The sequence below is a fragment of the Curtobacterium sp. ISL-83 genome (assembly GCF_018613895.1).
Lineage (GTDB): Bacteria > Actinomycetota > Actinomycetes > Actinomycetales > Microbacteriaceae > Curtobacterium.
On the sequence record NZ_JAGGPH010000009.1, the window covers coordinates 74,665 to 99,469 of the forward strand.

24 protein-coding genes and 1 tRNA gene are annotated in these 24,805 nt (G+C 70.3%); 11 read left to right on the forward strand and 14 right to left on the reverse strand.

The annotated features are described in order from the left end of the window. Positions 1–106 precede the first annotated feature (106 nt). Positions 107–559, reverse strand: a complete 453-nt coding sequence (locus tag J7E22_RS08490) for a DUF4383 domain-containing protein (protein ID WP_214980883.1) — start codon at positions 557–559, stop codon at positions 107–109. A 316-nt stretch (positions 560–875) separates the two neighbouring features. Between J7E22_RS08490 and J7E22_RS08495 the strand changes: the two genes are divergently transcribed. After that, positions 876–1,736, forward strand: a complete 861-nt coding sequence (locus J7E22_RS08495) for a phosphatase PAP2 family protein (RefSeq protein ID WP_214980885.1) — start codon at positions 876–878, stop codon at positions 1,734–1,736. 148 nt (positions 1,737–1,884) lie between these two features. After that, complete coding sequence (locus J7E22_RS08500) at positions 1,885–3,024, forward strand: CE1758 family FMN-dependent luciferase-like monooxygenase (protein WP_214980886.1); 1,140 nt, start codon at positions 1,885–1,887, stop codon at positions 3,022–3,024. Positions 3,025–3,094: 70 nt separating this feature from the next. On the opposite strand, the gene J7E22_RS08505 is transcribed toward J7E22_RS08500, so the two are convergent. From J7E22_RS08505 to J7E22_RS08520, 4 genes are all read right to left on the reverse strand, one after another. Then, on the reverse strand, positions 3,095–4,057 hold the full coding sequence (locus tag J7E22_RS08505) for a helix-turn-helix transcriptional regulator (protein ID WP_214980888.1): 963 nt from the start codon (positions 4,055–4,057) through the stop codon (positions 3,095–3,097). Between the two features lie 199 nt (positions 4,058–4,256). Next, a complete protein-coding gene (locus tag J7E22_RS08510) occupies positions 4,257–5,303 on the reverse strand; it encodes an NAD(P)-dependent alcohol dehydrogenase (protein ID WP_214980890.1) in 1,047 nt (348 codons plus the stop codon). Positions 5,304–5,453: 150 nt separating this feature from the next. After that, positions 5,454–6,620 carry a glycerate kinase gene (locus tag J7E22_RS08515; protein ID WP_214980892.1) on the reverse strand — a complete coding sequence of 389 codons (1,167 nt, stop codon included), beginning with the start codon at positions 6,618–6,620 and terminating at the stop codon, positions 5,454–5,456. 4 nt (positions 6,621–6,624) lie between these two features. Next, on the reverse strand, positions 6,625–7,773 hold the full coding sequence (locus tag J7E22_RS08520; RefSeq protein WP_214980899.1) for an FAD-dependent oxidoreductase: 1,149 nt from the start codon (positions 7,771–7,773) through the stop codon (positions 6,625–6,627). A gap of 167 nt (positions 7,774–7,940) precedes the next feature. Between J7E22_RS08520 and J7E22_RS08525 the strand changes: the two genes are divergently transcribed. Then, positions 7,941–9,518: a GH25 family lysozyme gene (locus tag J7E22_RS08525; RefSeq protein WP_214980901.1), complete on the forward strand. Its 1,578-nt coding sequence runs from the start codon at positions 7,941–7,943 to the stop codon at positions 9,516–9,518. Positions 9,519–9,656: 138 nt separating this feature from the next. Here J7E22_RS08525 and J7E22_RS08530 read toward each other — a convergent pair whose 3' ends face one another. Beyond that, entirely contained in the window at positions 9,657–10,199 is a 543-nt protein-coding gene (locus J7E22_RS08530) for a TetR/AcrR family transcriptional regulator (protein WP_214980903.1), read from the reverse strand. 105 nt (positions 10,200–10,304) lie between these two features. Here J7E22_RS08530 and J7E22_RS08535 point away from each other — a divergent pair, with 105 nt between their 5' ends. Beyond that, positions 10,305–10,667 (forward strand): DUF4267 domain-containing protein, encoded by a 363-nt coding sequence (locus tag J7E22_RS08535; RefSeq protein ID WP_214980905.1) that lies wholly within the window; start codon positions 10,305–10,307, stop codon positions 10,665–10,667. A gap of 110 nt (positions 10,668–10,777) precedes the next feature. Beyond that, positions 10,778–11,242: an ester cyclase gene (locus J7E22_RS08540; protein WP_214980907.1), complete on the forward strand. Its 465-nt coding sequence runs from the start codon at positions 10,778–10,780 to the stop codon at positions 11,240–11,242. A 112-nt stretch (positions 11,243–11,354) separates the two neighbouring features. On the opposite strand, the gene J7E22_RS08545 is transcribed toward J7E22_RS08540, so the two are convergent. Continuing rightward, a tRNA-Gly gene (locus tag J7E22_RS08545) sits at positions 11,355–11,425 on the reverse strand. 219 nt (positions 11,426–11,644) lie between these two features. On the opposite strand from J7E22_RS08545, the gene J7E22_RS08550 reads away from it, so the two are divergent. Both J7E22_RS08550 and J7E22_RS08555 read left to right on the forward strand, forming a co-directional pair. Next, on the forward strand, positions 11,645–12,739 hold the full coding sequence (locus tag J7E22_RS08550) for a DUF6177 family protein (RefSeq protein ID WP_214980909.1): 1,095 nt from the start codon (positions 11,645–11,647) through the stop codon (positions 12,737–12,739). Further along, entirely contained in the window at positions 12,696–13,076 is a 381-nt protein-coding gene (locus J7E22_RS08555) for a hypothetical protein (protein ID WP_214980911.1), read from the forward strand. Before J7E22_RS08550 ends, J7E22_RS08555 begins: the two co-directional genes overlap by 44 nt. A 45-nt stretch (positions 13,077–13,121) precedes the next feature. Here J7E22_RS08555 and J7E22_RS08560 read toward each other — a convergent pair whose 3' ends face one another. After that, positions 13,122–15,167, reverse strand: a complete 2,046-nt coding sequence (locus J7E22_RS08560) for a cytochrome c oxidase assembly protein (protein WP_214980913.1) — start codon at positions 15,165–15,167, stop codon at positions 13,122–13,124. Positions 15,168–15,236: 69 nt separating this feature from the next. Next, positions 15,237–16,343, reverse strand: a complete 1,107-nt coding sequence (locus J7E22_RS08565) for a GNAT family N-acetyltransferase (RefSeq protein ID WP_214980915.1) — start codon at positions 16,341–16,343, stop codon at positions 15,237–15,239. An 85-nt stretch (positions 16,344–16,428) separates the two neighbouring features. Here J7E22_RS08565 and dcd point away from each other — a divergent pair, with 85 nt between their 5' ends. The 3 genes from dcd to J7E22_RS08580 all read left to right on the forward strand — a co-directional run bounded on the left by dcd (position 16,429) and on the right by J7E22_RS08580 (position 17,977). Further along, positions 16,429–17,016 carry a dCTP deaminase gene (gene dcd / locus J7E22_RS08570; RefSeq protein WP_214980917.1) on the forward strand — a complete coding sequence of 196 codons (588 nt, stop codon included), beginning with the start codon at positions 16,429–16,431 and terminating at the stop codon, positions 17,014–17,016. A gap of 119 nt (positions 17,017–17,135) precedes the next feature. Beyond that, entirely contained in the window at positions 17,136–17,651 is a 516-nt protein-coding gene (locus tag J7E22_RS08575; RefSeq protein ID WP_214980919.1) for an XRE family transcriptional regulator, read from the forward strand. Beyond that, on the forward strand, positions 17,648–17,977 hold the full coding sequence (locus J7E22_RS08580; protein WP_214980921.1) for a HepT-like ribonuclease domain-containing protein: 330 nt from the start codon (positions 17,648–17,650) through the stop codon (positions 17,975–17,977). The genes J7E22_RS08575 and J7E22_RS08580 overlap by 4 nt, the downstream gene beginning before the upstream one ends. A 160-nt stretch (positions 17,978–18,137) precedes the next feature. On the opposite strand, the gene J7E22_RS08585 is transcribed toward J7E22_RS08580, so the two are convergent. The 4 genes from J7E22_RS08585 to J7E22_RS08600 form a co-directional block, all read right to left on the reverse strand. Next, complete coding sequence (locus tag J7E22_RS08585; protein WP_214980923.1) at positions 18,138–19,232, reverse strand: sugar-binding protein; 1,095 nt, start codon at positions 19,230–19,232, stop codon at positions 18,138–18,140. A gap of 60 nt (positions 19,233–19,292) precedes the next feature. After that, on the reverse strand, positions 19,293–20,585 hold the full coding sequence (gene mmsB, locus J7E22_RS08590) for a multiple monosaccharide ABC transporter permease (protein WP_214980925.1): 1,293 nt from the start codon (positions 20,583–20,585) through the stop codon (positions 19,293–19,295). After that, positions 20,582–22,105, reverse strand: a complete 1,524-nt coding sequence (mmsA, locus tag J7E22_RS08595) for a multiple monosaccharide ABC transporter ATP-binding protein (protein WP_214981552.1) — start codon at positions 22,103–22,105, stop codon at positions 20,582–20,584. The genes mmsB and mmsA overlap by 4 nt, the downstream gene beginning before the upstream one ends. 427 nt (positions 22,106–22,532) lie before the next feature. Next, complete coding sequence (locus J7E22_RS08600; protein WP_214980927.1) at positions 22,533–23,552, reverse strand: LacI family DNA-binding transcriptional regulator; 1,020 nt, start codon at positions 23,550–23,552, stop codon at positions 22,533–22,535. 292 nt (positions 23,553–23,844) lie between these two features. On the opposite strand from J7E22_RS08600, the gene J7E22_RS08605 reads away from it, so the two are divergent. Then, positions 23,845–24,141, forward strand: coding sequence for a hypothetical protein (locus J7E22_RS08605; RefSeq protein ID WP_214980929.1), 297 nt, complete (start codon positions 23,845–23,847; stop codon positions 24,139–24,141). 100 nt (positions 24,142–24,241) lie between these two features. Here J7E22_RS08605 and idi read toward each other — a convergent pair whose 3' ends face one another. Continuing rightward, positions 24,242–24,784, reverse strand: coding sequence for an isopentenyl-diphosphate Delta-isomerase (idi, locus tag J7E22_RS08610; RefSeq protein WP_214980931.1), 543 nt, complete (start codon positions 24,782–24,784; stop codon positions 24,242–24,244). Positions 24,785–24,805 lie beyond the last annotated feature (21 nt).

Here is a 24,805-nt window from a genome sequence, read left to right on the forward strand (position 1 = left end):
GCTGGCGGGCCGGGGCCGCACGCGCCTCGACGACGACGCCCCGCCTGCCGGAGCAGACGGGGCGTCGTGGGGTTCGAGCGGGTGATCCGGGGTCAGGAGTCCGGGGTCAGGCCCGGGCGGCCTCGGCCCGCAGCGCGCGGATGTTCTCCTTGTCGGCACCGAGGCCCGTGAGGAGCAGCAGCACACCGACGATCGCGTGGAACACGTTGTCGGTGGTGTTGAGTGCCAGGATGTTCGCCGAGGTGTTCATGAACACGAACCCGTACAGCGCGAGCACGATCAGGACGACCCCGACGAGGCGGTTCATGTTCCGCGAGGCGATCGTGGTGCCGAGCGCGACGATCAGCAGTGCCGCCGCGAGCAGCGTCCAGAGCAGCGCGAGCGGCGGGTTCACCTGGAACGCGTTCCAGAGCATCCCGCCCTTGGGGCCGAAGAAGCCGTACCCGGCGTCGGCGGCGAAGAAGAAGCCGAGGATGCCCCAGAGGGCCAGGATCCCGCCCACGGTCAGCGCGAGCCCGCGGTTCGGTGAAGCGATGATGCTCGGTTCCTTGATGGCCACTTCGGTTTCCTCCTGGTACGCGACCGGCGCGACGGACGCGACGTGCACGGATGCCGGCGCGGTCGCCGACGTGGTCTGTGCCGGCACCACCCCGCTGTTCCCAGCCTTCGACCGGCTCTGCAACGGTATCGTGTCGGACCGCGACCGACCCAATCGGAGTGCCGGCACGAAACGCACGACGAGGCCGATCAGAACGACCCCGAGGAGGACGAGCCCGGTGACCCGAACACCCGAGCGCACGGCACCCGGATCACGGGGGCCGAGTGTGTCTCGTCGCGGGCCGTGGATCGCGCTGGCTGCTCTGGGGTTCGTGATCGTGCCTCTCGTCTACGCGGCCGCCGTGCTGACGCCGATGGGGCAGCGGGTGGAGGACGCCGCGCTCGGCGGTGTCCGCGATTCCGACCTGTTCGGGTCGGACACCGCCCTCAACGTCATCTCGGTGCCGGTGATCCTGTTGCTGGTGGTCGTGATCGTCGCCGTGGCCTTCGCCAGGCGACGGCTCGCGGTGGGGCTCAGTGCGGCCGTGGTGGTGCTGGCGTCGGCGGCGACGTCGACGCTCGTCAAGCGTATCGCCGTGCGCCCGGAGATCGCTCAGTCGACGACGCCGAACTCGTTCCCGTCCGGGCACGCGACCATCGCGTTGGCCGCGCTCTTCGCCGTCCTGATGGTCACGCCGCGGCGCTTCCGACCCGCGATCGCGTTGCTCGGTGCGGCCTACGCGGTCTTCGTGGCGAACCAGACCGTCGTGTACGGGTGGCATCGGGTCAGCGACATCGTCGGCGCGTGCGCGATCGCCCTGTTCTGGGTCGGGGTGGTCCGAGCCGTCGGGCCCCGGGTCGACCAAGGGGAGCGCGGGGACCGCGACGGACTCGTCGGGCCGTGGCGTGTGGTGACCGTCGTGCTCGTCGTCGCCAGTGCGATCGCGCTCGCCGTCGCGGTGGTCGCGCTCGTGGTCGGGATCGTCTCCGCGGGCGGCCACGACCACGGGGCGATGCTCGTCGCGGGCCGGATGGCGTCGAGCGCGAGCGTGCTCGTCGTGGTGGCCACCGTGTGGGTGGTCGACGGGCCGAGCCGGACCGGACGGGCCGAGGCCGACGGCGCGGGCGCGGTCGAGGACGCGTTCGAGCGTGACGCCGAGCTGGACGCCGAGCGCGACACCCAGCGCGACACGGACTGACGAGCCGTCCGCTCGCCCCCTCCGCAACAACCGTCCGGCTGCCCCCGAAGACCCGATCCCGTGGCGGGAATGCCCTGCCCTGCGCTACGTTGTACCCAGCAGTTCGATGCAAACGCATACAAACGCAGCAAGCCAGGAGGCGGGCACCATGCAGTTCGGTATCTTCACCGTCAGCGACGTCACGACGGACCCCACGACCGGCACGACGCCGGACGACACCCAGCGGGTGAAGGACATCCTCACCATCGCCGAGCACGCGGACCAGGCCGGCCTCGACGTCTTCGCGACGGGCGAGCACCACAACCCGCCGTTCGTGGCCTCGAGCCCGACGACGATGCTCGCGTACCTCGCGGCCCGCACGAAGGACATCACGCTCTCGACGAGCACGACGCTCATCACGACGAACGACCCGGTGCGCATCGCCGAGGAGTACGCGATGCTCCAGGTCATCTCGGACGGCCGCATGGACCTGATGATGGGCCGCGGCAACACCGGCCCCGTCTACCCGTGGTTCGGCAAGGACATCCGCGAGGGCGTGAACCTCGCGATCGAGAACTACGCGCTGGTCCGCCAGCTCTGGGAGAACGACGTCGTCAACTGGCAGGGCAAGTACCGCACCCCGCTGCAGGGCTTCACGTCGACCCCGCGTCCGCTCGACGGCGTCGCGCCGTTCGTCTGGCACGGCTCGATCCGCACGCCGGAGATCGCCGAGCAGGCCGCCTACTACGGTGACGGCTTCTTCCACAACAACATCTTCTGGCCGATCCAGCACACCGAGCAGATGGTCGGGCTGTACCGTCAGCGCTTCGAGCACTACGGGCACGGCCGCGCCGACCAGGCGATCGTCGGCCTCGGCGGACAGTTCTTCGCCCGGAAGAACTCGCAGGACGCGTGGAACGAGTTCCGTCCCTACTTCGACAACGCTCCGGTCTACGGTCACGGTCCCTCGATGGAGGACTTCACCGAGCAGACCCCGCTGACCGTCGGCTCCCCGCAGCAGGTGATCGACCGGTACGCCGCGATGAAGGACCACGTCGGGCACTACCAGCGCCAGCTGTTCCTCATCGACCACGCGGGTCTGCCGGTGAAGACGGTGCTCGAGCAGATCGACATCCTGGCCGAGGACATCGTGCCGCAGCTCCGCCGCATCAACGACGAGGGCCGTCCGACCGGTGTTCCGAGCAACCCGCCGTCGCACGCCGACCGTGTCGCCGCCGCGATGGCCGCGGGGACGGCGGGGAGCGACCACGTCGCGGCCGAGGACGAGTGGACGGGCGCGTCGGTCTGACGCCGGACGTGACGCCGTGACGGACGGGAGGCGCGGTGCCAGTCGCACCGTGCCTCCCGTCCATCTGCCGTCAGCGGCGCAACGTCTGCTTGGGGTACTCGCCGAAGCGGCGCAGGTACTCGCCGGAGAACCGGCCCATGTGCCCGAAGCCCCAGCGGGCGGCGACGCAGGCCACCGAGACCTCGGCGGGCGAGGACCGCTGCAGGTCGAGGTGCGCACGGCGGAGACGGACCTCGCGGAGGTACTCCATCGGCGTGCGCTCGAGCGACCGCTGGAACGACTCCTGCAGCCCGCGCACGCTCAGGTCCGCGGCCCGGGCGATCTCGGTCACCGTCAGCGGCTCGTGCGCGTGCTCGTGGATGTGCTCCACCGCCGCGCGCAGCCGGACGTTGCGTCGTTCGCCGTAGCCCTGTGGGAGCGGCTCGGCCTGGAAGCGGTAGAGCCCGAACAGGGACCGTGCGACGTCACGCTGCGCTTCGTGCCAGGCGAGCGACTCGGGGCCCTCGGACCGGAAGGACCGGAGCGCGGTCGCCACGGCCAGACGCCAGTGGTCCGTCGCCTCACGGGTCGGCGGGGTGCGCCGGTCGAACGCGAGCGAGCCGTCCACCAGGAACTGCTCAGCGGCGACGTCGAGCACCAGGTCGCGGCGGAGGTGCACCAGGCGCTGGTCCCAGTCGCGGTACTCCATCTCGAAGCGCTGCTCGACCGGGAAGAGGGTGGGGACGCCGTGCTGCATGCGCACTTCGTCGCGTCCGATGTCGACCGAGGCGCTGCCGGAGTCGATCCACTGGACGACGACCTCGCCCTCGACGGCGACGTCCCCGCGCAGGTAGCCGTGCATCTGCGAGCGTCGAACGCTCATCTGCTCGTCGCCGATGCCGACGTAGCGGTACCAGTAGTCCTCGTCGATGTGCGAGGAGTACCAGGTGCGGCCGGCGTACATGCCGGCGAGGTCGTTGATGGCGGTATCGGTGTCCGCACCCGCCACTGAGACGAGCGGGCTCACCCTGGGAGTGGTTGCCGTGATGCTCATGACCCAAGAATCTCGCCGATCCCGCCACCGCGGGTGGCCGTCGCGGGTAGCGGACGACCGCGTCGCGTTCGACGGACTGGTGCCTGTCGGTCGCGGGCCGGCAGGCCGGGAAGCCAGCAGGCCGGAAGGTCAGCAGGACCAAACGACGGGAGGCGCAGTGCCCGCTGGCACCGCGCCTCCCGTCCTGCGGACTCCCGCGTTACGCGAGCGTGGCCGCGTCGATGACGAAGCGGTAGCGCACGTCCGAGGACAGCACACGCTCGTACGCCTCGTTGATCTGCTCGGCCGAGATCAGCTCGGTCTCGGGCAGGATCCCGTGCTCGGCGCAGAAGTCGAGCATCTCCTGGGTCTCCGCGATGCCGCCGATGGCGGAACCGGCCCAGCTGAGCCGGCGCGGGATCAGCGCGAACGCCGGGACCTCGAGCGGCTCGGACGGAGCGCCGACGTTGACGAGCGTGCCGTCGACCTTGAGCAGGCCGAGGTACGACGCCATCGGGATCTTCGCCGAGACGGTGTTGATGATCAGCTCGAACGAGTTCGCGAGCTGCTCGAACGTCGCCGGGTCCTTCGTCGCGTAGTGGGCCTTCGCGCCGTAGCGGAGCGAGTCCTCCTGCTTCGACGTGGTCTGCGACAGGACGGTCACCTCGGCGCCCAGGGCGACGGCGATCTTGACGGCCATGTGGCCGAGGCCACCCATGCCGATGACCGCGACCTTCGAGCCGGGGCCGACCTTCCAGTGGTGCAGCGGCGAGTAGGTGGTGATGCCGGCGCAGAGCAGCGGCGCGACCTTCTCGATGTCGAGCGACTCCGGCACGCGGAGCACGAAGTCCTCGTTCACGACGACGGCCTGCGAGTAGCCGCCCTGCGTGATGGTGCCGTCGGCCGAGTCGACCGAGGCGTAGGTGCCGATGTTGCCCTTCAGGCAGTACTGCTCCTGGCCGGCGAGGCACTGCTCGCACTCGCCGCAGGAGTTCACCATGCAGCCGACGCCGACACGGTCGCCGACCTGGTGCTTGGTGACGTTCGCGCCGACCTCGGTGACGTGGCCGACGATCTCGTGGCCGACGACCTGCGGGTACTGGATGGGACCCCACTCGCCGCGGACGGTGTGGATGTCGGAGTGGCAGATGCCGGCGTAGGCGATGTCGATCATGACGTCGTTCGGACCGAGGTCACGACGTTCGATCGTGGTCTTGACGAGCGGTTCGGTGGCGGACGGTGCCGCGTACGCGTTGACGGTGCGCAAAGGTCTCCTCGTGGGGGTCGTGCGTGGGGTGCGGGCCGGATGCGGCCCACCCTCGATTCTCGTCCTGCCGGCCGGGGGGAGGGAGGTACAACCAGAGCACCCCTCGCCGGGAACAGCCGTCGCCTCTGGCGCCCCCCGTGCCCCTCTGGCTCAGGCCAGCCGTGCGAGCCGCTGGCCGGCGATCCGCGCGAACCGCACCGGGTCCCGCAGGGCATCGTCGGGTTCACCCGTCGTCTGGGTCGCGATGACCGTCAGCGAGGCCGCGGCGTCCCAGCCGTCGAGCGGAGCGTCGATCGCCCCGGCGACGAGCATCGTCCGCGCCGGACCCGCCAGGCCACGCACCACGGTGGGGACCTTGCCGACCGCGCTCTGCCCGTCGAACCGTCCCTCGCCCGTGACCACGACGTCGGCACCGTCGAGCATCGCCGGCAACCCGAGCACGTCGGCCACGGCCACGGCTCCGCCCGCGAGCGTCGCGCCCCAGGCCAGCAGGCCGAACCCGACCCCGCCAGCAGCCCCGGCCCCGGGTGTCGAGGGGTCGACGTCGGGGAAGCACCGGGCCCACCGGGCGAGCCGGTCGTCGAACGTCTCGATCCGTTCCGGGGTGATCCCCTTCTGCGGGCCGAAGACGGCGGCAGCGCCGGCGGGACCGAGGAGTGGTGAGGTCACGTCGGTGAGCACCACGGCACCGAGCGGTGGCAGGGCACGCAGCCCCGCGGTGTCCAGCCCGGTCACGTCGTCGAGCAACGATGCGCCACTGCGTACGTCCGGGCCGCCGGCTCCATCCGACTCACGCTCGCTCGTCTCCGCACTGAGGACGCCCGCGCCGAGGACACGGGCGCCGATGACGGGGGCGCCGAGGACGCGGGCGCCGAGCCCGGCGAACATCCCGACACCGCCGTCCGTCGAGGCGCTCCCACCGATGCCCAGCACGAGCCCGCTCGCACCGCTGTCGAGCGCTGCGCTGATCGCCTGCCCGAAGCCGAGCGACGACGCCGTGTCCGGACGGAGGTCACCCCCGAGCAACGGGAGCCCGCTCGCGGCGGCGAGCTGGACCACCGCGCGCCCGTCGGGCAGCCGCAGCCAGTGCGTCTCGACCGGAGCGCCAGCGGGACCGGTGACGGTCACCGGGACGCGCTCCGCTTCGGGGAACGCCGTCGCGAAGGCCTCGAGCGTGCCCTCACCGCCGTCGGCCATCGGCGCGAGCAGGACGTGGTCCTCCGGGCGCTCGAGCGCCCATCCCTCGGCGACGGCCGTGGCGACGGCGGCTGCCGTCGCGGTGCCCTTGAACGAGTCCGGAGCCACGACGATCTTCACGGGATCACCGTAGCGGAGCGGCTCCGACCGGACCCGGGGTCGCCGTGACGGTGTTCGGCAGTGCGAACCGGGGATGCGGCTCGCCGCCGCCCACCAGGTCCGCGATCACCTCGCCGAGGAGCGGCGCGAACTTGAAGCCGTGCCCCGAGAACCCGGTGGCGACGGTGATCGGTCCGCGGCGGTCGATCACGAAGTCCTCGTCCGGGGTGGTGTCGTACAGGCAGCTGATGAAGTCCGGGCGGCCGGCGTCGACTCCGGGGACGAACCGCTCGACGTACGCCTGCAGCCGCGCGGCCTCCGCGGGCACCGGGGTAAAGTCGCGTGCGTCCGGGTCGACGACCGGACCGGTGCCGTGGAACCCGACCTTGACGCCCTCCCCGGGCGTCAGGAGTCCGTACACGTCGTCACCGTCGGCCCAGTGCACGAAGCTCGGCCAGGCGTCGTCCGGCAGGTGGCTGGGGAAGTGGGCCGGCTGCTCCTGGGTGACGCGGATGGCCGGGAGGCCCGCCCCGCGTGCCGCGAGCAGGTCACCGACCAGCGTGGGGGCCCAGGAACCGACCGCGGCCACCACCGACGCGGTGGTGATGCGCTCACCGGTGGACAGGCTCACCGTCACCTCGTCGCCGTGGTCCTCCATCGCCGTGACCCGGGTGCCGTACCGGAGCTCGGCGTTCCCGCTCCGCTCGGCGAGGGACAGGAAGGTCTCGATCGCCCGTGCGGACCGGATCCGACCGGCGGTCGCGTGGGCGAGCACGTGCCCCTCGAACCGCAGCCCGGGCCAGCGCTCGGCGGCTGCGGCCGGCGTGAGCGACTCGTGCGGGATGCCGGCATCCGCGAGCGCCTGCGCGATCGCGTCGACGACTTCCGGCCGGCCGTGGTCGACCGCGCCGGTCCGCTCGAGCAGGCGCTCGCCGGAGGCACGTTCGAGGTCGTCCCAGAGCGCGAGCGCCCTGGCGGTCAGCGCGACGTACTCCGGGTCGGCGTAGCCCTGCCGGAAGATCCGCGTCGCCCCGTGCGACGAGCCGCGGTCGTGTCCGCGCTCGTGCTGCTCGACGAGCACGACCCGGGTGCCGCGCGTGGCGAGGGCCCACGCGGTGGCGGCGCCGACGACCCCACCGCCGATGACGACCACGGGGGAGGCTGTGGGGGACATGGAGCGAGCGTACTGGCTGTCGTTCTCCCCGCAGGGGTGGAACGGGCGTCCGGAGCCTGCGGTCAACCCTCCCGTTCGCGGGGTGCCGCCCGGAGCGATGCCGAACTACGGTCAGGTCCTGTCGCTGCCGCACGAGCACCGGCTGCGCACCTCCGGAAGGAACCCCCTTGCACCTCCCCCGTCACACCGCTCGGCTGGCCGTCATCGCGGCCGCCGCGCTGACCGCCGCGACGGTGCTCACCGCGCCGGCCGTGGCCGCGACCACCGGCTTCTCGCCCGCGCCGTCGACCGGCTCGGTCGCGGCGCCCACCGTGGCGCAGCAGAACGCCGCCCACGACCACGTCATGGGCTCGAGCATCACGGCACCCGCCGGCGGCTCCACCACGGCCGCCGCGGACGGATCCGTCCGCGTGCACGCGATGACGGCGACCGCCGGCCCCTCGTCCACCTCCATCCGCGGGTTCGACGTCAGCGCGTGGCAGCCGAACAGCAGCATCAACTGGTCGACCGCCGCCACCAAGGGCGCTCGCTTCGCCTACATCAAGGCGACCGAGGCGACGACCTACACGAGCTCGCAGTTCGCGTCCCAGTGGTCGAGCTCCGCCGCCGCCGGGATCCTGCACGGGGCGTACGTGTTCGCCACCCCGAACACCGCCTCCGGTGCCGCCACCGCCGACTACTTCCTCGCCCACGGCGGCCGGTGGACCGCCGACGGCCAGACCCTGCCGCCGCTGCTCGACATCGAGTCGAACCCGTACGGCGCCGCGTGCTACGGCCTGTCCCCGGCCGCGATGACGTCCTGGATCCAGTCCTTCACGGCCGAGATGGTCAAGCAGGCCGGCCGCGTGCCCGCCGTGTACACGAGCGTGGACTGGTGGAAGACCTGCACCGGGAACAGCGCTGCGTTCGGGAAGAACCCCTACATGCCGGCGTACTGGCCGAGCACCAACTTCTCCGGCCCGGGCACGCTCGGTGCGAGCTGGAAGAGCTGGAACGTCTGGCAGTGGGCCGACTCGGGCACGTTCCCGGGCGACCAGGATGTCTTCAACGGCACGGCAGCCGCGCTCGCCGGGTACGCCTCCAACCGCCCGGTCGTCGGTGCGCCCGTCGGTGGCCTCGACCAGACCGCGCCCGTCCTCGGCGGCGTCACCGTCCGCGGATGGGCGGCGGACACCAGCTCCACCGCGTCGACGAAGGTCACGGTCTCCGTGAACGGCAAGACGGTCGCCACGCTCAGCGCCACCGCGAGCCGCCCCGACGTTGCCATCGCGTACCCGGGCATCGGTGACGCGCACGGCTTCACGGGCACGGTGAACGCCACTCCCGGCAAGGACCGGATCTGCGTCGTCGCCTACACGCTCGACAAGAAGAAGGTGAAGACGCTGGGGTGCTCCACCGTCAGTGTCGGCAACGCGTCCCCGGACGGCTCCTACAACGGACTGTCCGCGACCGCCGGCTCGGTCACGGTCCGCGGATGGGCCTTCGACCCGGAGCAGCCGTCCGTGTCCACCGACGTCCGGGTCACCGTCGGCGGGACCACCGCGGGCACGATCCACGCGGACGGCTACCGGCCCGACGTGAACGCCGCGAAGCACATCACCGGGAACCACGGGTACAACACCGCCGTTCCCACGACGAAGACCGGCACGCAGTCCGTCTGCGTCACCGCGATCAACATCGGCCGTGGCGCTGACTGGACCACCGGCTGCCGCACGGTCACGATCCCGGCGGCCGTCCGCCGCTGAACCCAGCAGTACCGACGAAGGCGACGGGCCCACGGGGTCCGTCGCCTTCGTGCTGTCCCCGTCGTGACACGCGCGCACCTGCCACGTCGGCCGTCGACCGGCGGACGAGCACAGCGGGTCGACGAGGACCCTGGAGTCTCAGTCCGAGCGTCGGGTGAGGGCTCGGTGGGCGACGTCGAGCCGAGCGCGTGATCGTGCTGCCGGGAGGCGCCCGCCGATCTCCAGCGTCGCCAGCCCGTGGAGTGTCGCCCACGCCACCTCGGCCTCGACCGCATCGGGGCCGGGGAACGCGGCGTGGATGCCGGCGAACGCACGCTGGAGGGCGTCCGGCCCGGTGCCGGTGCCGAACTCGAGCTCCGAGGGCATGGAGAACATCGCCTCGTACACGTGCGGCTGGCTGGCGGCGAAGTCGAGGTACGCCCGCATCCTGGCCAGGGGCTCCGCGGGCACGTCCTCGAGGGCGTCAGCGATGGCCTCGAACCCGGCGACCGCGACGGCGTCGACGACCGCCTGTCGGCCGCCAGCGAAGGCAGAGTAGATGACCGGCTGCGACACCCCGAGCTCGGATGCCAGCCGGCGCATCGTGACGGCGTCCCACCCCTCGGCCCCGGCAACGGTCCGAGCCGCTCGGGTGATCTGTTCCCGCCGGTGGTCGAGGTCCGGCGCTGGTCGTGGCGACATGGACCGAGCGTAGCAAACGACGTTAGGTAACCGCGCTAGACAACATCGCCGCCGAGTGCTAGCGTTGTTACCGAACAGCGCTAGACAACCTCGAAAGGGTTCTCCATGGTCATCGCCGCCCTCGTGGTCGCCATCCTCGGCTGCCTCTTCATCCTCTTCATCGGTGCCAGGTTCCTCATCGCTCCGACGATCGCCACCGCCGGGTTCGGTGTCGCCGACGATCGTCGGAGGGCCTTCACCAGCATCAAGGGGGTCCGTGACATCACCTCCGGCATCGTGCCGTTGGTGGTCCTCCTCGTCGCCGGCCCGCACGTGTTCGGGTGGGCCCTGGTCGCCGCGGCGATCACGCCCATCGGCGACGCCGTCATCGTCATCACGAACGGCGGAACGCTCCGGCACGCGCTCAGCGTCCACGGCGCGACGGCACTCGTCCTCGTCATCGCGGGCGGCATCCTCGCCCTCGGCTAGGCGTCGCACCGCACCACAGCGCAGCCCACCGCACCAAGCGCACGCGGCCCCGCCGCCCACGACCGACTCTCCGTCCCACTCCGCTGCCACGACCTGAAAGGTCCGTCCCCATGAGCACCACGAACCAGCACGACGACGCCCACCGCACCACGACCGAGGGCATCGTCCGGGCGTTCTACGAGCCCTTCCGCACCGGCGACACCAGCACCTACGACGAGGTCTTGGCGGCCGACTGGATCGACCTGCCCCTCGCCCCCGGGCAGCAGCAGGGACCTGCCGGCATGGCCGGTCAGATCGCACTCTTCCGGCACGCGATGCCCGACTACGAGGTCGAGCACCAGGACGTCATCGTGCAGGGCGACAAGGTCGCCGTCCGCAACACCGTCTCCGGCACGCACCAGGGCGCCTTCATGGGCCACGAGCCGAGCGGCAAGCGGATCGAGATGCGCACCATGGACGTGCACCAGGTCCGCGACGGGAGGATCGTCGCCACCTGGCACCTCGAGGACTTCGCCGGCCTCATGGCGCAGCTGAACGCCCCTGCGGACGCACCCACCCCTGCGCCGTGGGGCTGAGCCAGACACGACGGGGCTGAGCCAGACACGACGGGGCTGAGCCAGACACGACGGGGCTGAACCCGATGCGACGAGCCTGAGCCCGGCACGACGAGCGGTGATGAACAATCGGAGCGAGTGACGGGAATCGAACCCGCGCTACCAGCTTGGGAAGCTGGAGTTCTACCATTGAACTACACTCGCGCACCCCGTCGGACGGGACGCCGCAAGCCTAGCGGATTCTCCGCTGGACGCCAGCCGAACGCGCCCCGTGCGTCGCCCACCGGGCGCGATCCGCGCCTCCCGTCCGGTGCATCCGCACGACCCGTGTCTGTCCTGTGAGCCCACCTGCCTGACGGACAGGTGTCGTGCTCGTGTGTACCGTCCAGGGGGATCGAGCGACCCCTACCCGAGGAGGACCGGATGGTCAGGCATCCCCTCATCGACGACGTGGTCGGCAGAGCCATCGTGGTCCAGTCGTCTTCACCCGTCGTGTGGTTGACCGACGCGCTCGCGTCGCTCCTGCGCCGTGCGTCCGCCGCCGGTCGGACCGTCGTGCTCCGCACCGGCCGGGAGGCAGCGCTCACCCCCGCCCTGCGGCACGCGTTGGGCGTGTACGGCGCGGCATGGGCCGTGGCCGACTTCGACGGCACCCTGCGGGACGGTCGGACGGGCGTCGCGGCATCGGGCATCGAGGACTTCGTGCACCGCGGACCGGAGCTCGTGGGCACCCCCTCGCCGGAGCACCCGGTGTCGGGCGACTCGGTCCGCCAGATCAGCATCGACCTGACGCTCCGCCACCACGAGGAGCGGACGACCGACATCGGCGCCGCGATCGAGGCCCTCTGCGACGTGGTCGGCACCAGCCCGACGCGCTGGGGCACCTTGGAACCCCTGACCGTGCCGTGGGACCGCTGGGTCGTCACGCAGTACGCGAAGCACGAGGCGCCCGGCGTCTCCACCTCCTACGCGGTGGGTGAGGGGTTCTCGGCGACGATGACCGCCCACCTGCTCGACGGGGTCGTCGTCGAGACGATGTCCGCCGTCCTGACCATCCCCGAAGAGGGCGCCGATCCGGCGCTCGCGGCGAAGCTCCTCGACGCGGTGCACCGTGTCGCCGACGAGGTCGTGCCGGTCTTCGGCGTCGTCATGCAGCGTCGCGGTGACGCCGACCACTTGGTCCGTGCCGTGTCGCACGGTGAGCCCTCACCGCTGGCCGTGCTCGTCGGACCGGAGGCCTCGATGTTCCTGGACCGGGACGGCGTCTGGCCGCCCCCGCGGACGACCACCTCGACGTTCGGGGGTGCCACGCGCGGTGCGCCCGACGCCCCCGGCACCGGACTGGTCGTCCGGTTCGAGGACGGCTGGGAGGCGCTCGAGGCGTTCCTGGACCGGATCGACGAGGACCGTTTCCTGCAGCTCGTCGGCGGCGCCCCGCTCGACCCCGCGCACGACGAAGGCACCCTCGACGGACATGTCAGCGACGTCCGCGTCGGCGGGGGTCCCGGTGCCGCGTGACGTGACCCTGCTCTGCCGGCAGCCCGTGGAGCCACGGGAGGTCGCCGAGGCCCTGCTGCTGCACGACGACGCCTGGGGGGTGCGCGCGCTGGACGACGGCCCGATGGTGCAGGTCTGCCGCGACGCCGACCACCCCGTGATCACCGTGCTGTCGGTCCGCCGCGTCGACTCCTTCGACGAGGTGGAGCGGATCCTGCCGGACGCCCCGACGATCCCGACGCCGCTCTGGTGGGTGGACACCGTCACGCCGAACGGCCCCGACGGGGAGTCCGGGATCTCGGCGGCGCTCGAAGCGGCGATCGACCTGGACGCCGTCTGCATCGTGCACGGCGACTGACGACCAAGCGATCGCGCGTCTGGCGCTCTCACGGGAGTGCTGCGGTCAGTCGCGCTCGTTGATCGCGGCGAGCCGGTCGTTGTACGCCTTCAGGTCGGCGTCACCGTCGCGGTCGGCCTTGCGGTCGAGGCGCTTCGCCTCGCGCTTGTCCGTCCGCATCCAGTTGCGCACCACGAGCAGCGCGACGAAGACCATCGGCAGCTCCGACGCACCCCAGGCGATGCCGCCACCGGTGTGCTGGTCGGCGAGCAGCGCGGCGTTGTTGGTCTGCCCGAGCGCGTGGAACCAGTCGACGGCGAACACCGACTCCGAGGTCATGACCGCGACGCCGAAGAACGCGTGGAAGGCCAGGGTCGCGAGCAGGGCGATGATGAGGATCGGGTACTGCGGACGCTTGGGGCCCGGGTCGACGCCGACGAAGACCCAGAAGAACAGGTAGCCGCTGAAGACGAAGTGCACGATCATCACGACGTGCCACTCGTGCGACTCCATCGCGTACTGGTACGCCGGCGTGAAGTAGAACACAACGAGCGACCCGGCGAAGATCACGCCGGCGACCGCGGGCTTGCCGAGGAACTGCATCCAGCGCGAGTGCACGAACAGCATCAGCCACTCGCGGGCGCCGCGGGAGCCGTCGTTCCGCACCGGCAGGGTCCGGAGGGCCAGGAGCACCGGGCCACCGAGCACGAGTGGCAGCGGCACGAACATCATCAACAGCATGTGCTGGATCATGTGCGACGAGAAGTGGATCATGCCGTAGACCGCGGGACCGGCCGACGTGGTCCAGATGAAGAGCGCGCACCCCAGGAGCCACGCGATCGTCCGCCCGACCGGCCACGAGTCGCCGCGCTTCCGGAGCTTCCGGACGGACAGCAGGTACCAGCCGGCGCCGACCAGGGCGAGGGCTGCCCACATCCAGTCGATGTGCCACTGGGTCAGGTACGTCTGGATGGTCTGCGGGGGCGGGAACGGGAAGCCGATCAGGCCCGAGCGGGCGTCCTCGCCGGTCGCCGGTGTCTGGGGGATCGGCGGCTGCGAGCGGGAGACGGCCACCGAGACGCCGATCGCCACGGACATGAAGACGACCTCGGCGACAGCGAACCGGGTGAACGAGCGACGGTCGAGCGGGGACCGCAGCAGGGCCGGCACGAGACGGCGCCGCTGGACGACGCCCGCGAGGCCGAGCAGCACCAGGATCACGGCCTTGACCGTGATGAGCCAGCCGTACGTCGTCGTGACGAGGTCGAGCGGGCCGGTCAGCCGCAGCGAGGCGTTGACGACCCCGGAGAACGCGACGGCCGCGAACGACCACCCGGCGAGCGTCGAGTACCGCGCCACCACCCGTCCGGTCGCGCCCTTCGTGCTCGTCCGGAGGAGCAGCACGGCGACGAGCCCACCCGCCCACACGCACACCGCGATCAGGTGCACGGCGAGGGAGTTCACGGCGTTGGCGTGCTCGAGGGACCCGGCGGCGTGTCCGGACAGGGCGAGGGGGAGCAGGGCGAACAGCGCGGCGACGGTGGCGACGGCGAGCGTGGTGGCCCGCGTGGCGAAGGCCGCGACGACGGTGGCGATCAGGATCGCGGCGGCGGACACGACGAGCGCCTGCCCGATCTCGATCTGGAACGCGAACAGCAGGAAGTTCCGGGCGAACACCGGGCTGGTGAGCGGGACGCCGAGGGTGTTCGCGCCGGTGAGCACGACGCCGACCACGGCGGCGAGGAACCAGACCCCGCCGGTGATCGCGGCCCACCGGGAGGCCCGGTGCTGCACGCTCGACATCGCGCCGTGGTCCTTCTTCTGCGCCGGCAGGGCGAACGCGGCGACGATGAGCAGTCCGACGGTCAGCGCCGCCATGGTGTCGTGCACCACCCGTGTGACGGGGAGGCCGTACTCGACGAGGTCACCGGCGGACAGCAGCTGCTGGTTCGCGGTGAAGGCGCCCGTGACGGTCATGCCGAGGAGCACCGAGGCGATCGCGAGGGGGATGGCGATGACCAGGACCGTCGCGACGGTGGACGAGCGCGCGGTGACGGGCGCGGAATCCGGCGCTGTGCCTCCGGGCTGGGTGAGGGGTGACGTGACGGTCATGACCGTCCAATCGTAGGTGTCCAGCCTGGGAGGCACGGGGTGCGCGGGGCGCCCTGGCTGCGGCCCGCCTCAGGGCTGCGCTGGGTCCTCGCGGTGCTCCCAGATGCCCTCGCTGCCCACCCCGACGAAACCGACCGCCTCGTTCACGTCGAGCATCGGACGGTTCTCCTCGGCGTTGAACGTGACGATCGACGGGTGACCAGGGTGGTCCCGCTGCACCGTCTCGATACCGACCACCTTGAGCAGCCATCCGAGCCGGTGCCCGCGGTGCTCGCCGAGGACGAGCGTGTCCCACTGCATGACGGCGCCACCGGGGGCGATCGGCACCGCCAGCTGGGTGAAACCAGCCAGGGTGGTCGTGGGCACGTGTTCGACGGCGACGGTGAGCATGGTCCGCGGTGCTCGTGCGAGTTCGTCCTCGTGCGCGCGGAGTCGCTCGGTGGTCCAGACGTCCTCCGGCTCGGTCATGTCGCCGTCCGGGGCATCGGTGCTCATGCGCGTCTCGAGCAGCGCGATACCGTCGAGCCACTGCTCGGGCGTCCGGCCGGTCCAGTGGTGCACGCGGTAGTCGGGCCCCGCAGTAGCGCTCGCCCGGTCGTGCAACGCTGCGATGATCGCGGCGTCGGCGGGCAAGCCGAGTCGGCTGATCCGGTTCACCTGACCGAACCGCCACCCGCGTCGGGTCAGGAACCGCACGCCGGCCTCGTCCGCGGGCACCGCGCCGAAGCCCGTCGGCGCGGCCACGAACCCGTCGCCGATCGCCGGCCCGACCTGCCGTGACACGGCGTGCGTCTTCCACTGCGTCCGCCCCTCGGCACGCGCGAGGGCTTCGAGGTGGTCGGCGAGCAGCGTGCCGATGCCGCGCCGCTGGTGCGACGGGTGGACGCCGAGCGCGAGCCAGCAGTTCGTCGTGCCGGGCTCCTGCTTCGTGTCGTAGGAGCCGGCGGCGACGACCACGCCGTGGTCGTCGCGGACGACGAACAGGCGGCTCGGGGCTCCGGGCTCGTGACACATCGGGAGGTACTCCTCCGGTGTCCAGCGCAGCTCGGGCACCCCGTGCACGGCGTGTTCGGCGGCGTCGGACACCGCCAGCCAGTCGCGGAAGTCGCGGACCTTCCGCTCGTCGTCGTGCATCGTCGCGGGCACGTCGAGTTCCTCGACGGAGTACGCGGTCATCGTTCCCCTCCTGACGCGGCCAGACCCGGCGCTGGGCAGCCTCGCAGCATATCGGCGGCCACCTGCTCCCGCTAGGCTGCTGCGCGTGCTGCTCTCCGACCGCGACATCACCGCCCAGCTCGCCGATGGCCGGATCGGCCTCGACCCGTACGACCCGACGCTGCTCCAGCCATCGAGCATCGACGTCCGACTCGACAAGTTCTTCCGGCTGTTCGACAACCACAAGTACCCGCACATCGACCCGGCCGTCGACCAGCCCGACCTGACCCGTCTGGTGGAGACCGATCCGGACGAAGCCTTCGTGCTGCACCCTGGGGAGTTCGTCCTCGGGTCCACGTTCGAGGTGGTGACCCTGCCCGACGACATCGCCGCGCGGCTCGAGGGCAAGAGCTCGCTCGGACGCCTCGGGCTGCTGACGCACTCGACCGCGGGGTTCATTGACCCGGGCTTCTCCGGGCATGTCACGCTCGAGCTCTCCAACGTGGCCACCCTGCCGATCAAGCTCTGGCCGGGCATGAAGATCGGGCAGCTGTGCTTCTTCCAGCTCTCGAGCCCCGCCGAGCACCCGTACGGTTCGGCCGAGTACAAGTCCCGCTACCAGGGGCAGCGCGGACCGACGGCGTCGCGGTCGGCGCAGAACTTCACGCGGGCGGACGTCTCCGCCGAGCGCTGACGGAAGCCCCAGCGCCCACGGGCGGCAGCCGGGCACCGCGCCGGACAGTCGGTCGGGGCCACCGCGACGAACCGCAGGACATGCGGAGAGAAATGTCGCATTCTGTGTATCGTGGCCGCATGTCTGCAGCCCTCCCTCGTCCCGCGCCACCGGTGTCCGCGGCCGAGCTCATCCGCGACGCCCGCGTCCGGGCCGAACTGACCCAGGTCCAACTCGCCGACCGTGCGGGGGTCACCCAGAGCGTCATCAGCACCTACGAGAACGGTCGGCGCGAGCCCTCCCTCGCCGCCCTGCAACGACTGTTGCTCGCGGCCGGGTTCACGACGGTCGTCGACCTGCAGCCCGTCGAGGACCCTCCGCCCCTCCGTGACCGCGTGGACGCCGTCCGGTCGGAGCTCCGGGCGATCGTCGCGCGCTTCGGCGGACGGAACCCGCGGCTGTTCGGCAGCGTCGCCCGGGGCGAGGACGGCCCGGACAGCGACGTCGACCTCATGGTCGACCTCGCGCCGGGGCTCGGGATCTTCGCGCTCATGCGGATCCAGGACGAGGCCGAGCAGCTCTTGCGGGTGCGCGTCGACGTGGTGGACGCAGCCGGCATGGGCGCCGACGCGCTGCGTGACGCGGTGTCCCTGTGAACCGGGACATCCGGGACCGGTTGGACGACGTGATCCAGGCCTGCGGGGTGATCCGGCGGTACGTCAGCGACGACTCCCTGCCGGAGGACCTGGTCTACGACGCGGTCCGGATGCGCCTCGTCGAGATCGGGGAAGCGGTCCGGATGCTCCCGAGCAGCGTCACCGCAGCGGAACCGGACATCCCGTGGTCCCGGGTGTCACTGCTCGGGGAGCGGATGACCCGGCGGTACTTCGACACGACCCCGTCGGTCGTGTTCTCCACGGCGAGGGCGGACGTACCGCACCTGTGCGACGCGGCGCGTCGGCTGCGGAGCGCACACCGCTGACGGACGGGAGGCGCGTGGCCGGGCCGGCCACGTGCCTCCCGTCCGCCGTCTGCTCGTCGCTCCACGCACTCGTGACCGGCGTGGTCGGGCAGATGCGGAACGGCCCCGCCTCGCGAGTGCGAGACGGGGCCGTTCGAGTGGTGCTGGTGGTGCTGGGAGATCAGCCCTGCTTGGCGAGTGCCTCGAGGGTGTCGTTGCCCTTGTAGGCCTCGACCGCGTTCTCCTTGGTCACGAGGACCGGGGTGAGCTCGACGGCCGGCACGATCTTCTTGCCGTTGTCGTTGTTCTTGTCCTTCGTGGTCGACGGGGTCTTGCCGTCAGCCAGCTTCGAGACGAGGTCGATGGCCGCCTGGGCCTCTTCCGTGGTGTTCTTGTAGATCGTCGAGTACTGCGTGCCGTTCATGATGAGCGGGATCGACGCGGTCTCGGAGTCCTGACCGGTGACGATCGGGTTCGGCTTGCCGGCAGCCTTCGTGGCCTGCAGGATCGCGCGGGCGAGCGTGTCGTTCGGCGAGAGGACCCCGTCGAGCTTCGTGTTGCCCGAGTAGTACTGCGACAGGAGGTCCGACATGCGGGACTGCGCGTTCTGCGCGAGCCAGCCCTGCGTGTTCACCTTGCCGAAGTCGGTCTGCTTGGAGACGACCTTGAGGGTGCCGTCGGCGATCTTCGGCTTGAGGACGCTCATCGCACCGTTGAAGAACACGGTGGCGTTGGCGTCATCCGGCGAACCGGCGAACAGCTCGACGTTGTACGGGCCGTTCCCCTTCGCCTTCAGGCCCTTGAGCAGGGCGTTCGCCTGCAGCTGGCCGACCTTGAAGTTGTTGAACGCGACGTAGTAGTCGACGTTCGTCGTGTTCAGGATGTTGCGGTCCCAGGCGATGACGACGGCGCCGGCGTTCTTGGCCGCCTTGACCTGCGAGCCGAGCTGCGAACCGTCGGCGGCACCGATGATGACCGCCTTGTCGCCCTTGGTGACCATGCTGGAGATCTGGCCCTGCTGGTCCGGGACGGTGTTGGTGGCGGCCGCGTACTGGATGTCGGCCTTGAAGCCGGCGTCCTCGATGGACTTCTTGAACGCCGCACCGGCGAGGACCCAGTTCTGCGAGGTCTTCGCAGGGAGTGCGACACCGATGGTGTCGCCCTTCTTGATGCTGGCGCTGCCGGAGCCGCCAGAGGTGCTCCGGGAGGAGCAGCCGGAGAGGGCGAGGCCCGCGATGAGGGCGATGCCGACGCCGGCGATGATCTGCTTACGCATGTGATTGCTTTCTCTTCGTTGAGGAGATGGGGCCGGAGCCCCGCTGTGGGGAGGTGGAGATTAGGGGAGGGTGACCTTTTCAGGCTGGTCCTCAATCGACCGCGGCTGCTGTGCCGCGACGGTGTTCTGATCGGTGTCCTTGCGCTGGAACTGCCGCATCATGCCGCCGATCAGCGACGGACGGCCCTGCGACTTCGAGTAGACGTCGAAGGCGACGGCGACGAGCAGGACCAGACCGCGGATGATCTGCACCTTGTTGGACTCGATGCCCATCAGCTGCAGGCCGTTCGACAGGAGCGCCATCACGAGACCACCGATGATCGACCCGGAGATCGTGCCGACACCACCGGCGACCGCCGCACCACCGACGAACACGGCGGCGATCGCGTCGAGCTCCCAGCCGGTGCCGTCAGCAGGGCCCGAGGCGCCGGCGTAGCCGACGAAGACCATGCCGGCGACCGCGGCGAGGACGGACATGTTCATCATGACGAAGAAGTTGACCTTCTTCGCGGAGACACCGGACAGGACGGCGGCGTTCGAGTTGCCACCGACGGCGTAGACCTGGCGACCGAAGATCGTGTTGCGGGTCACGAAGCCGTAGATGATGGTGAGGACGCCGAGGATGATCGCGACGATCGGGACCGAGGTGCCCGGTCGGCCGGAGGCGAACAGGTAGGTCGCGATGAGGGTCACGATGACCAGGACGCCGGTGCGGACGACCGACACCCAGACCGGGGAGACCTCAGCCTGCATCTTCTTGCGACGCTGGCGGTTCCGCATCTCGACGACGACGAGCACGATCGCCGTGATGATGCCGAGCAGGACGGTGCCGTTCGAGAACGGGGTCGCCGGGCCGAAGTCCGGGATGAAGCCAGACCCGATCTGCGCGTAGTTGTCCGGGACCGGCAGCGACGTCGAGTTGCCGATGATCTGGTTCGCACCGCGGAAGATCAGCTGACCGGCGAGCGTCACGATGAACGCCGGGACGCGGACGAACGCGACCCAGAAGCCCTGCCAGGCGCCGACGAGCACGCCGACCGCGAGGCCGAGGATGATCGCGAGCCAGGCCGGGAAGTGCCAGACCGACATCGACTGCGCCACGATGATGCCGGTGAACGCCGCCACCGATCCGACCGACAGGTCGATGTGACCGGCGATGATCACCATGACCATGCCGAGCGCGAGGATCAGGATGTAGGAGTACTGCAGGAACAGGTTGATCACGTTGGTGGGCTGCAGGATGAGCCCGTGCGTCGTGATCGAGAAGATGATCAGGATCGCGATGAGCGCGATGATCATCCCGTACTGGCCGATGCTGTTGCCCTTGCCGAAGAGCAGTCTCAAGTTCTTCATTTGGTGAGTGCGCCCTTCCGCGCCGAGGTCATGCTGCGCATGAGCGATTCTGGGTCGGCCTGGTCGGCCGGGAGGTCAGCGGTGATCTGGCCCTCGAAGATGGTGTAGATCCGGTCGGACAGACCGAGGAGCTCGGGGAGCTCCGAGGAGATCAGGATGATGCCCTTCCCCTCGGCTGCGAGCTGCTGGATGATGCCGTAGATCTCGAACTTGGCGCCGACGTCGATGCCGCGGGTGGGCTCGTCCAGGATCAGCAGGTCCGGGTCGGTGAACATCCACTTCGACAGGACGACCTTCTGCTGGTTCCCACCGGAGAGCTTGCCGACGTTGTCCTCGACCGAGGGCACCTTGGTGCGGAGGAGCTTGCGGTACTTCTCGGCGACGTCGTACTCCTGCAGGGAGTCGACGACCCCGGCCTTCGAGATCTTCTGCAGGTCGGCGGAGACCGTGGAGCGCTTGACGGTGTCGAGCAGGTTGAGCCCGAGCGCCTTGCGGTCCTCCGACACGTAGCCGAGCCCGTTCTCGATGGCCTGCTGGACGTTCGTGACCTTGATCTCGCGGCCGTCCTTGATGATCTCGCCGCCGAGCCAGGTGCCGTACGAGCGACCGAAGATGCTCATCGCGAGTTCGGTGCGGCCGGCGCCCATCAGGCCGGCGAAGCCGACGATCTCGCCGCGACGCACGTGGAAGTTGGAACCCTTGCAGACCAGGCGCGACGAGTCGAGCGGGTGCTGCACGGTCCAGTTGCGGACCTCGAAGAAGGTCTCGCCGATGTTCGGCGTGCGGTCCGGGAACCGGGACTCGAGCGAGCGGCCGACCATGCCGCGGATGATGCGGTCCTCGTTGACGCCGTCCGCCTGGACGTTGAGCGTCTCGATGGTCTTGCCGTCGCGGATGATCGTGATCTCGTCCGCGATCTGCTCGATCTCGTTGAGCTTGTGGCTGATGATGATGCTGGAGATGCCCTTGCTCTTCAGACCGACGATCAGGTCGAGCAGGTGCTGCGAGTCGTTCTCGTTCAGCGCCGCGGTCGGCTCGTCGAGGATGAGGAGCTTGACGTCCTTGTGCAGGGCCTTGGCGATCTCGACGAGCTGCTGCTTGCCGACGCCGATGTTCTTCACCTGCGTGTCCGGGTCGTCGTTCAAGCCGACGCGGGCGAGCAGGTCCTGCGCACGCAGCTGCGCGGCGGTCCAGTCGATGACGCCCATGCGGCTCGGCTCGTTGCCCAGGAACAGGTTCTCGGTGATCGAGAGCTGCGGGATGAGCGCGAGCTCCTGGTGGATGATCACGATGCCGGCCTGCTCGGACTGCTTGATGCCCGAGAACCGGACCTCTTCGCCCTCGTAGACGATGTCACCGGTGTAGGTGCCGTACGGGTAGACGCCGGAGAGGACCTTCATCAGGGTCGACTTGCCAGCGCCGTTCTCACCGCAGATCGCGTGGATCTCGCCGGCGCGAACGGTGATCGAGACGTCGGACAGCGCCTTCACACCAGGGAACTCCTTGGTGATCGAGCGCATCTCGAGGATCGTCTCGGCTGCGGTGATCGACCGGGTTTCGAGGCCGGTGTCGATCGGGGTTGACGCCACGGTGCATCTCCTTCTGCCGCTACGACGCGGCAGTTTGTTCGGGTGGTTCTGCTGCGACGGCGGGGGCGCAGGGAGCCTGCGTGGACCTCGTTGTCGCGTCCGGTGTCCTGCTCGTGTGACGGTCATGTGACCGTTCACATCGGCGGAACGGAGGTAATCCTACGCACAGCCCCGCCGCGGGTGTCAATTCGGTTTGGTCGCGTTTTCGTAACGGCCCGCGCGATCCGGCGGAACGGCAGCCCCACGCCCCCCGGGTTGGGGGACCTGCGGTTTTCCGCATCCGTCTCGTCGGCAGACGGGCCGCCAGCAGACGGGAGGCGCGTGGCGGGCCCGCTACGCGCCTCCCGTCCGGACCGGGTCAGCGCGAGCGCGGGGCGCTCGTGGACGCGCGGATGACGAGCTGCGGGACGATGTCGATCGGCCGGAGCTGTTCGTCGCCGCGGGGCAGCAGCAGGTCCACGCATCGCTGCCCGAGCTCGGCGAAGTCGACCTGGACCGTCGTGAGCGGCGGCCAGAAGTGCTTCGCCTCCGGGATGTCGTCGTACCCGACCACCGACAGGTCACCCGGGACGTCGAGGCCGTAGGACCGCGCCGCGTGCATCACGCCCAGGGCCATCTGGTCGTTCGAGCAGAAGACCGCGGTGCAGTCGCGCCAGCGCAGGAGCTCGCGGCCGGCGTGGTAGCCGAAGTCGGCCGTCCAGTCGCCGAGGATGGGCGCCACGACCGGCATGTCCCGGTCCGACATCTCGCGCAGGAACCCCTGCATGCGAGCGTCTGCCTCGATCCAGTCCTTCGGCCCGGCGATGTGCCGCACGTACTCGTGCCCGAGGTCGAGCAGGTGCGCGGTCGCCAACCGGGCGCCCTCCATCTGGTCGACCCAGAGCGCGGTCGGGTCCTCGCCGACGCTCGACCGCATGGTGACGTAGGGGGTGCGGATGCCGAGCTCCGCGATCAGGTCGAAGACGCGCTGCTGGGGGGCGATCACCACGATGCCCTCGACGTCGAGGTCGAGCAGGTGTCCGAGGCCCTCGCGCACGGCGGCGTCGGTCGCCTCGGTGATGTTCGCGGTGGTGACGGAGTACCCGCGCTCCATGGCGGCGTCCTCGATCGCCTGCAGTGCGACGGCCGGGCCGTAGTGCGACCGGCGGGCCGTCAGCACGCCGATCGTGTGGGTACGGCTCGTGACCAGCGTGCGGGCGGCCCGGTTCGGCCGGTACTGCAGCTGTTCCATCGCGGCGACGACACGATCACGGGTCTCGGCCCGGATCGCGTCCGAGTTGTTGAGCACCCGGGAAACCGTCTGGTGTGACACCCCGGCCACCCGCGCGACGTCGCGGATGCTGGGCGACCGCGGTTGTTGTTCCCGCGTCGACGCCATTGCTGCTCTCTCCCGCTCGGGACCACGGCACGCCCATGTGCACGTTCACATTCCGAGCCAGATCATTATGCACGGCTCCGCGATGGGCGCCAGCCGAGTCCCCGAACGGGACGGCACGGGCCGGGCGCGGCGGTCCGTCGCGGGAACGAGCGGGGCGCCCTTCGTCAGCGGCGTTGCGGTGCACTTGGCGTTGCGGTGGACTCGCGAGTCACCCGCGACCTTGACCCGAGGTTGTCCCGCTCGTACGATCCTGATGTCCGGAACATCACGTGTCACACAAAGGAGTGTCGAGATGCAGAAAGCACGCCGGATCACCGTCGGTCTGACCGTCGGCTCCGTCGGGGTCATCGCCATGGCCTTCGCCCCCGTTGCCCGGGAGCTCGCCATCGTCTGGTGGCTCGTCGGCCTGGCCGGTCTCGGTGGCGCGGCCCTCGCCGAGGAGCGGGTTCAGCCGCGACGGCGACGGGCTGAACGGCTCCGTTCGCGCGGGGCGATCGTCGTCGCCTTCGTGGCCGCGATGACTGCCGGCATCGCACTCGTCCAGGTCGCGGACCCCGCGTCCGCGGCGAGCCTCTTCGGACTGACCTGACGCCTGGAGGAACCTGCGGGGCCGACGCGGGCCGCGCCTCCAGTCCGCGCCGCGGGCCGACGGGTCAGCGCGGGTCGACGGGTCGGCGCGGGCCGCCGGGTCAGGGGGAGACGCGGGTGCCGGTGGCCTCGAGCTCGGCGAGCTGCCAGCCGAGCCACGGGCTGAACGCGAAGGGCGCAGCGGCGACGGCATCGCGGAAGGCGTCCTCGGACAGCCATGCCCACTCGGCGACCTCGTCGTCCGCTGGTGCCGGCACGTCGTCGGTCACCGCTCGGAACACCGGGCAGACCTCGTTCTCGACGATCCCCGAGGCATCGACGGCGCGGTAGCGGAAGTCGGGCAGCACGACCTCGACGTCCCGCACGGTGATGCCGAGTTCCCGCGAGGCACGACGGGCGATGGCGTCCTCGAAGGACTCGTCCGGACCCGGGTGTCCGCAGAAGGTGTTCGTCCACACCCCCGGCCAGGTCTTCTTGCTCAGGGCACGACGGGTCACGAGGACCTCGCCGGCGGTGTTGCGCACGTGGCACGAGAACGCCAGGTGCAACGGGGTGTGGTCAGTGTGGACCGTGAACTTGTCGGCGGTACCGATCGGGGTACGGTCGTCGGCCAGCAGTACCACGGTTTCAGGGAAAGCACTCATCTGGATCGATAGGTTAGGCCA

What these genes read in the sequence shown, in the direction of transcription:
- J7E22_RS08600 (WP_214980927.1), bottom strand. Translation starts at nt 23,552, where the DNA reads ATGGCGTCGACGCGGGAACAACAACCGCGGTCGCCCAGCATCCGCGAC.
- J7E22_RS08540 (WP_214980907.1), top strand. Translation starts at nt 10,778, where the DNA reads ATGAGCACCACGAACCAGCACGACGACGCCCACCGCACCACGACCGAG.
- J7E22_RS08550 (WP_214980909.1), top strand. Translation starts at nt 11,645, where the DNA reads ATGGTCAGGCATCCCCTCATCGACGACGTGGTCGGCAGAGCCATCGTG.
- J7E22_RS08555 (WP_214980911.1), top strand. Translation starts at nt 12,696, where the DNA reads ATGTCAGCGACGTCCGCGTCGGCGGGGGTCCCGGTGCCGCGTGACGTG.
- J7E22_RS08530 (WP_214980903.1), bottom strand. Translation starts at nt 10,199, where the DNA reads ATGTCGCCACGACCAGCGCCGGACCTCGACCACCGGCGGGAACAGATC.
- J7E22_RS08535 (WP_214980905.1), top strand. Translation starts at nt 10,305, where the DNA reads ATGGTCATCGCCGCCCTCGTGGTCGCCATCCTCGGCTGCCTCTTCATC.
- J7E22_RS08500 (WP_214980886.1), top strand. Translation starts at nt 1,885, where the DNA reads ATGCAGTTCGGTATCTTCACCGTCAGCGACGTCACGACGGACCCCACG.
- J7E22_RS08575 (WP_214980919.1), top strand. Translation starts at nt 17,136, where the DNA reads ATGTCTGCAGCCCTCCCTCGTCCCGCGCCACCGGTGTCCGCGGCCGAG.
- idi (WP_214980931.1), bottom strand. Translation starts at nt 24,784, where the DNA reads ATGAGTGCTTTCCCTGAAACCGTGGTACTGCTGGCCGACGACCGTACC.
- mmsB (WP_214980925.1), bottom strand. Translation starts at nt 20,585, where the DNA reads ATGAAGAACTTGAGACTGCTCTTCGGCAAGGGCAACAGCATCGGCCAG.
- J7E22_RS08505 (WP_214980888.1), bottom strand. Translation starts at nt 4,057, where the DNA reads ATGAGCATCACGGCAACCACTCCCAGGGTGAGCCCGCTCGTCTCAGTG.
- J7E22_RS08605 (WP_214980929.1), top strand. Translation starts at nt 23,845, where the DNA reads ATGCAGAAAGCACGCCGGATCACCGTCGGTCTGACCGTCGGCTCCGTC.
- J7E22_RS08560 (WP_214980913.1), bottom strand. Translation starts at nt 15,167, where the DNA reads ATGACCGTCACGTCACCCCTCACCCAGCCCGGAGGCACAGCGCCGGAT.
- mmsA (WP_214981552.1), bottom strand. Translation starts at nt 22,105, where the DNA reads ATGCGCTCGATCACCAAGGAGTTCCCTGGTGTGAAGGCGCTGTCCGAC.
- J7E22_RS08585 (WP_214980923.1), bottom strand. Translation starts at nt 19,232, where the DNA reads ATGCGTAAGCAGATCATCGCCGGCGTCGGCATCGCCCTCATCGCGGGC.
- J7E22_RS08565 (WP_214980915.1), bottom strand. Translation starts at nt 16,343, where the DNA reads ATGACCGCGTACTCCGTCGAGGAACTCGACGTGCCCGCGACGATGCAC.
- J7E22_RS08520 (WP_214980899.1), bottom strand. Translation starts at nt 7,773, where the DNA reads ATGTCCCCCACAGCCTCCCCCGTGGTCGTCATCGGCGGTGGGGTCGTC.